Genomic DNA, 5890 nt, shown 5'->3' with positions numbered 1-5890 from the left:
GCGTGACGGCCGTCACGCTACCTTCCTGGCGCGCTCAATGACTGGCAGTCGTGACAGTTGGGTAGCGGCGTGCGTACTCACGGCCGCGTCGGGGACCCACATGCCTGCTGTACGGAGGAGCGGGTCGGCTTCCGTCAAGCCTGATCCGATGTTGCTGGCGCAAGCCGACTCGTGAACCCTTGGTCACGCAGCCGCTCGTACGCGGCCTTGATGCCGTCGGGAATCTCCTGTTCGATCATGAACCCCTGCCGGGGGTAGATCATGAGGCGCTGCTGAGCGCCGACCATCATGTCGAGGACAAGGCGCGCGTCCCCGACCGAGTCGACGTATTCGGGAAGCGTCATGGAGGTGGACGCACACACCCACTCGACGTCCGGCCACAGCTTCCGGGCCGTCGCGTACGAGCGTCGTTCCTCGTACGGCTTGCTGACCAGGAGGACCGACGAGACGGGCACGCGCCGCTCGTCGAGGATCGCGCGAGAGAAGCAGATGTTGTCTCCGGTGTTCCGCGCGTGGGGTTCCACGAGGATCGCGCCCGCCGGAACCCCCAGCTCTACGGCGCGTTCGCGGTAGTGCTCGGCTTCGCCGCGCGGCATCCGCTCCTGAGTCGTACGGCTGGTCGCTCCGGTGAAGACGACGAGCGGGAACATGCCCCGGTGATAGAGGTCCGCCGTGGTGTCGGCCACCCCCAAGTCGTGACTGCCGAGACCGACAGCCACAGAGCACGGGCGGGGCTTATGGCCCATCCGCTGGAAGTCCCACAGCTTCTGAGCGTCCGACCATGCCTGCACCGAGATCACTTACTCATGCCCTCCATCTCTGTCTTCGCGGAGTCGGGCACCTTGAAGTCGTACGACCATGCGAACCGTGTAGCCGCGTGCACACCGATGGCGAACTCAACCACGGTTCCGTCTGCCGTGCGCGTCGTCCGGTGCAGCTCCACCACCCACTCACCCGGCGAGAGCTGGAGTAGCTGAGTCTCTTCAGCCGTGGGCACGCGAGCGAAGAGTTCTTCGGTCATGTGGTCGATCTCGTACCCAGCGTCGTACAGGACGCGAAACCCGCCGCCCCGCCCGGCCGGACCCGGCTGCGGGTTCACGATGCGGGTTCCTTCCACGTGTTCGGGCCGGTAGTAGCTCGTCAGGGTGTGGGTCGGCTGCGTTCCCTCCTTCACCAGGCGCGCCCGCGCGTACACGTCCGCTCCCTCAGGCAGGCCGTGAGCGGCGGCTACGGCGGCCGGCGCCTTCACACGGCTGACCGTCTGCGTCTGCTCGTTTCGGTCGTACGAACGCCCGGATGCCACGCGGTCGGCGATGAACGCGACCTCATCACCGTCACGCCATTTGGCCTTGTCATAGCGAGCGATGCCGAGTCGCTTGAGTGGGGTGTGCGGACGCACGACGGTCCCGTGACCGCGCGTTGAGGTCACCAGGCCCTCGGTCTCCAAGGCCCTGTAGGCCTGGTGAACCGTGGCCTTGGAACCTTCTCCAGCCTCGACCAGGTCTCTGATCGGGGGCAACTGATCGCCCGGTGCGTACTCACCGTTTCTGATCTGCTCCGCGAGCCTGTCCGCCAGGTCGCGCCACTTGGGTGCCACGCCGAACTCCTCTCGATGGGTCCAGTGAAGCACAGTCCTAGGACTGTTGACTGTCCTAGGACTGCGTGCCATTCTCATCTCAGGCCGCTCGTAGTCCTAGGACAACGGGCCGGAAGGGCTCTTCTTTGGGCTGCCTCCAGGCCGTGCCAGTACGGGATAGCTCGCTTTTAGAGGGGCCCCTTGCCGGTCGTTGCTTGAGAACTGCATAGGTGGGCCCCGCCTCCCCGAGTCGAAAAGGCGGACCGCGCGACTGGATCGCGCATCGACCCTCGCGGCTCTCGCCGCGCCGGTTGCCTCCGCTGCTCGTCTCGTACGAGCAGCGCTGAGGGGAGCCGCATCATCCGACTTTCAACGGCGCGCACCCCCGGAGCGGCTACTCCGGGGGTGCTGTTCGGGCCGTTTCACCTGCTAGGGAGACCACGACCCATGAATCACATCGTTACTGTTCAGGACGCTGTTACCGCGTTCGCCGGCTTCATGGAGCCGACGGCCGCTGAGCTGGACGCGATCGAGCTGGAGTCCCCGCTGATCCTGGCGGAGGTCGAGCTGTTGGACGCGCAGATCATCACGCTGGACCGCACGCCGAACGAGCTGGACAAGCGTCGTATCCGCCGGGCCGGTAACCGGGTGTTCGGCGCGCGGCGGGACCTGGTCAACCGCGCGGCCGACGCGGCGGGCGGTGCGGCGTGAACGCCAAGACCGTGCTGCCGGCCGTGGCGATGACGGCGGTGTCCATGGTGCTCACCCTGGCCGTGGTCATGATGTGGCTGGGCACGGCGGTGCCGTGGCCGGTCGCCCTGGTCGTCGGTCTCGGGATCGACGGCGGATGGCTCGCCACCCTCGCCTATGAGCGCCGTCTGGCGGCGCAGGGCGACCACAGCAACGCCGTCACCGCGGTCGGCTGGTCGTTCGGCCTGCTCGCGGCCGGCGTCCTGGTCGCCCACGCGCTCACCGCCGACCACTCCGGCGCGTGGCTGGCCGTGGCGTGGCTGCCGATCGCGGCCAAGGCCCTGTGGCTGGTGCACGGACTGTGGGAGCGCACCGCCCTCACCCCGTCCGCCCTCGGAGCGATCCGGGGCATCCAGCAGGAAGCGCGCGACGAGGCGGCCGTGGCCCGCGCCCGGCTGCGGGCGGAAGCGGCCACCGAGGAGACGCGGTTGACGGCCGTGACGCAGGCCGGGGCCCGCGTCGCCCGCGTCCAGGCCCGGACCGCCGACACCCTCGCCGGGGCGTGGTCGACGCTGGAGCGGGCCCGTGCCGGGGAGGACACCGGCAGGGCGCTGACCAGTGTGACGGCCCGCGTCACGCCCGGCGTCACATCCCGCTGGGACCTGCCCGTCTGGGGCCCCACCGAGGCCGTTCCCGCGCTGGACGCCGGGCCCGCGCTCACGGATGCGGAGCTTGACACGCTGGTCGACTCCATCCGGCACAGCCAGACCCCCGCGCTGTCCTACCGCGAGATGGCCGCCCGCTTCCGGGCGGCCGGTCACTCCGCCTCCGAGGTCCGGCTGCGGTCGGCGTGGAAGCGCGTCGCCTGATGGCCACCCTGCCCATCTACCGGTGGCGACTGGCCCCGGACGGCTACGCCACCCGCCGACAGCTGAGGGCGCACAACCTGCGGCCCGGCGGGCAGGACGTGGCCGCGCAGCTCGAACGGCCGCGCCGTCGCCGTGGGCCGCTGGTCGCCTACCTGTACCGGGTCGACCTGGCCAAGCCGGTCCGGCCCATGACGCCCGGCCGGTGGGCGGCCCTGGCCAGGGCCAACGCCGCCCGCCGCATCTGCCCCGCCTGCCGGCGCGATGCCGGATACGTCATCCCCACTTCGCTCGGCATGTGCGTGCCGTGCGCCTACCCCGACCCTGATGGGTCCGAAGGGACTGCCTGAGATGGGCAACTCCGAGATCCGACGTGTGGACCGCGAGATCCTCCATGCCGAACGCAAGCTGGAGGCGGCCCGCCAGCGCGAGCTGTGGCCGCTGACCGCTTCCGAGAAGCGCAAGGTCATCACCGCTCTGGCCGGCGGTTCCCACGCCGTCCTGCGCGGCAACAGCACCACCCGCGCCGAAAGCAAGCTGGACCGCCTGACCGTTCAGATCGAGTCCCGCCTCGCGGCGGAGCTGAGCGCGCTGCGGACCGTGCGCGAGACGCTCATCCGCCAGGACGCCAAGGCCAAGGCCCAGAACAAGGCCGCCAAGAAGTCGTCCGGGTGGTGGTGACCATGACCGGTCAGACCCCGCCCGGTGAGTGCCCGCAGTGCTGGCAGCACGCCCACGACCGCAACGCCCACCGCCACCTGCGCCCGCGTGAGGACTGCCCGCAGTGCGTCGACCACATGGTCAACGGCCACCCCAACCTCGTGCCCAAGACGTCGCGTTGGTGGTGAGCATGCCGCGACCTGTCCTCACCTCGCACTTTCACTGCCCGGACTGCGGACCGCTGGTGTTCGGCGTGACCCGGTCCATCTGCGGCCAGGTGATCCCCGCTCCGGTCGTCGGCAACGGACCCGAACGCCAGTGCCCGGCCTGCAAGGCAGCACTGCGCGTCCACAAGACCAGCCACCGCCGCTGAATCCTCTGCGGGCGCCGGCCGCCGCCAGGCCGGCGCCCCCTTCCCGCATGCCCTTCCCGCCCTCTGTCCGGCGGTAGTTGAGGAGACGTCACGCATGTCCGAGAACGTCGTTCACCTGCACAAAGACACCAACCCCACCCGCCCGGCCGTCCTCACCGTGGTCCCCGACCCGGCACCGGCCGCTCCCGCTGCGTCGGTCGTGGCCGCTCCGACGGTCGAGGCGGTCGACCTGCCCGGCAACCCGCTGGCCGACTGGCTCATGGCCCCTGAGGCGCCCGTGCTGCCCGTGTGGGCCCGCTCGCGTGCCTCCGTCGTGGCGAACGTCCGCGCGTCGGCCGGCTCACCTGGTGGCACACCCGCTACCACGGCTTCCGTACGCCGAAGTACCTGGTCAAGACGGTGCTGCTGGCCGCGCGTGGCTTCTTCCGTGCCGCCGCCGGGCTGTGGCCGACGCTGTCGGCGCAGGACCACAGCGCCGCCGTCAAGGCGCTGCGGGCGCAGGTCAAGGCCCGCCCGGAGGATGTCGACCTGGCGGTGCGGCTGCAAGCCGCGCACTACGCCCGTACGCACTCGCGGCGTTGGCGGTTCGGTGCCGCCGCCGCTGCGGTCGCCGCCGCCGCACTCGGTGTCGCGCTGGCGCCCCCGCTGCTGCAAGCCGGCATAGGAGCCGCCGTCATCACCCCGCTCGCCTACCTCGGACGGGGCAAGGAGACGCGGTTGCTGGACCAGGCGGCGCCGCCGCTGCGGGTGGACATGTCCGCGCAGCAGCTCAATGAGGCGCTGCGGGCCGCCGGCCTCCTCAAAAGCGGCAGCGGTAAGGAAGAGAAGGATCTGCCGAAGGTGGCGTGCACGATGGGCCCGGTCCGTGACGGCCGTGGCTGGGCCGTGATCTTCGACATGCCCCGTGGCGGCGGCAAGACCGCCTCCGACGTCCTCGCCAAGCGTGAGGTCATCGCGCAGGAACTCGGGGTCGACGAGATCCAGGTCATCATGTCCCGCGTCCGCGCGGCCAAGGGCGGCAATGCCGGCCGCGTGACGATGTGGGTCGCCGACGACGACCCCTACCTCGGCCCGCTGAACCCCTCGCCGTTGGAGAAGGCGGAGAAGTTCTCCATCTGGGACGCGGTCCCCTTCGGCCAGGACGCGCGCGGCAACCGCATCAGCGTGCCCGTGATGTGGCAGTCGATGTTCTTCGGCGGCCTGCCCCGCCGGGGCAAGACCTTCTCCCAACGGCTCCTGACGGCGGCGGGTCTGCTGGACGCCTACGTGCGCCACTACGTCGCCGACGGCAAGGGCGGCGCCGACTGGATGCCCATGAAGGCCGTCGCCCACCGGCTGGTCATGGGCGCCGAGGACGCGGCGATCGAGGCGCTCAAGGCCATGCTGCAAGAGCTGCTTGCCGAGATGGAGCGCCGGTTCGCGCTGCTGCGGGACCTGCCGACGTCGGTGTGCCCGGAGGGCAAGCTGACCCCGGACATCATGGTCAAGTACAACCTGCCGGTCATCTTCGTGACGATCGACGAGCTGCAGGAGTACTTCACCGCGATGGAGCGCGAGGACCGCGAGCAGGTCATCAACGACCTGTGCCGCATCGCCCGCCGCGGCCCGGCGGCCGGGTTCATCTCCAACTTCGCCTCACAGCGCCCCGACGCCGAGTCGGTGCCGGCGAAGCTGCGGGAGATCATCACCATCCGCTACTCGACCCAGGTCGTCGACCGCACCAGC

General features: G+C 70.2%; 8 protein-coding genes and 1 pseudogene. 7 read left to right on the top strand and 2 right to left on the bottom strand.

What is annotated here, in order from left to right; genetic code table 11:
• Positions 1-134: 134 nt before the first annotated feature.
• Both BZL64_RS23545 and BZL64_RS23540 read right to left on the bottom strand, forming a co-directional pair.
• Positions 135-800 (bottom strand): YdcF family protein, encoded by a 666-nt coding sequence (locus BZL64_RS23545; RefSeq protein WP_086771191.1) that lies wholly within the window; start codon positions 798-800, stop codon positions 135-137.
• The gene (locus tag BZL64_RS23540) at positions 797-1597 is read right to left on the bottom strand and encodes a GntR family transcriptional regulator (protein WP_167396192.1); all 801 of its coding nucleotides are present in this window, start codon (positions 1595-1597) and stop codon (positions 797-799) included. Before BZL64_RS23540 ends, BZL64_RS23545 begins: the two co-directional genes overlap by 4 nt.
• A gap of 426 nt (positions 1598-2023) precedes the next feature.
• Between BZL64_RS23540 and BZL64_RS23535 the strand changes: the two genes are divergently transcribed.
• From BZL64_RS23535 to BZL64_RS23510, 7 genes and pseudogenes are all read left to right on the top strand, one after another.
• Positions 2024-2287 carry a DUF6284 family protein gene (locus tag BZL64_RS23535; protein ID WP_086771190.1) on the top strand — a complete coding sequence of 88 codons (264 nt, stop codon included), beginning with the start codon at positions 2024-2026 and terminating at the stop codon, positions 2285-2287.
• Positions 2284-3135: a protein spdB gene (locus BZL64_RS23530; RefSeq protein ID WP_086771189.1), complete on the top strand. Its 852-nt coding sequence runs from the start codon at positions 2284-2286 to the stop codon at positions 3133-3135. The genes BZL64_RS23535 and BZL64_RS23530 overlap by 4 nt, the downstream gene beginning before the upstream one ends.
• Positions 3135-3482, top strand: a complete 348-nt coding sequence (locus BZL64_RS23525; protein WP_086771188.1) for an RRQRL motif-containing zinc-binding protein — start codon at positions 3135-3137, stop codon at positions 3480-3482. The genes BZL64_RS23530 and BZL64_RS23525 overlap by 1 nt, the downstream gene beginning before the upstream one ends.
• The gene (locus BZL64_RS23520; protein ID WP_244205458.1) at positions 3460-3813 is read left to right on the top strand and encodes a hypothetical protein; all 354 of its coding nucleotides are present in this window, start codon (positions 3460-3462) and stop codon (positions 3811-3813) included. Before BZL64_RS23525 ends, BZL64_RS23520 begins: the two co-directional genes overlap by 23 nt.
• 2 nt (positions 3814-3815) lie before the next feature.
• Positions 3816-3980 carry a pRL2-8 gene (locus BZL64_RS23515; protein WP_086771186.1) on the top strand — a complete coding sequence of 55 codons (165 nt, stop codon included), beginning with the start codon at positions 3816-3818 and terminating at the stop codon, positions 3978-3980.
• Positions 3981-3982: 2 nt separating this feature from the next.
• Positions 3983-4165: a hypothetical protein gene (locus BZL64_RS39580; protein WP_143663297.1), complete on the top strand. Its 183-nt coding sequence runs from the start codon at positions 3983-3985 to the stop codon at positions 4163-4165.
• A 94-nt stretch (positions 4166-4259) separates the two neighbouring features.
• Positions 4260-5890: pseudogene (locus BZL64_RS23510) on the top strand (FtsK/SpoIIIE domain-containing protein); the annotation flags it as partial.

The sequence above is a fragment of the Streptomyces bobili genome (genome assembly GCF_002154575.1).
Lineage (GTDB): Bacteria > Actinomycetota > Actinomycetes > Streptomycetales > Streptomycetaceae > Streptomyces > Streptomyces bobili.
This window is presented reverse-complemented; position numbering and strand designations above follow the sequence as displayed.

Coding starts and splice junctions, on each gene's coding strand:
- BZL64_RS39580 (WP_143663297.1), top strand. CDS start 3,983: ATGCCGCGACCTGTCCTCACCTCGCACTTTCACTGCCCGGACTGCGGA.
- BZL64_RS23515 (WP_086771186.1), top strand. CDS start 3,816: ATGACCGGTCAGACCCCGCCCGGTGAGTGCCCGCAGTGCTGGCAGCAC.
- BZL64_RS23520 (WP_244205458.1), top strand. CDS start 3,460: ATGGGTCCGAAGGGACTGCCTGAGATGGGCAACTCCGAGATCCGACGT.
- BZL64_RS23525 (WP_086771188.1), top strand. CDS start 3,135: ATGGCCACCCTGCCCATCTACCGGTGGCGACTGGCCCCGGACGGCTAC.
- BZL64_RS23535 (WP_086771190.1), top strand. CDS start 2,024: ATGAATCACATCGTTACTGTTCAGGACGCTGTTACCGCGTTCGCCGGC.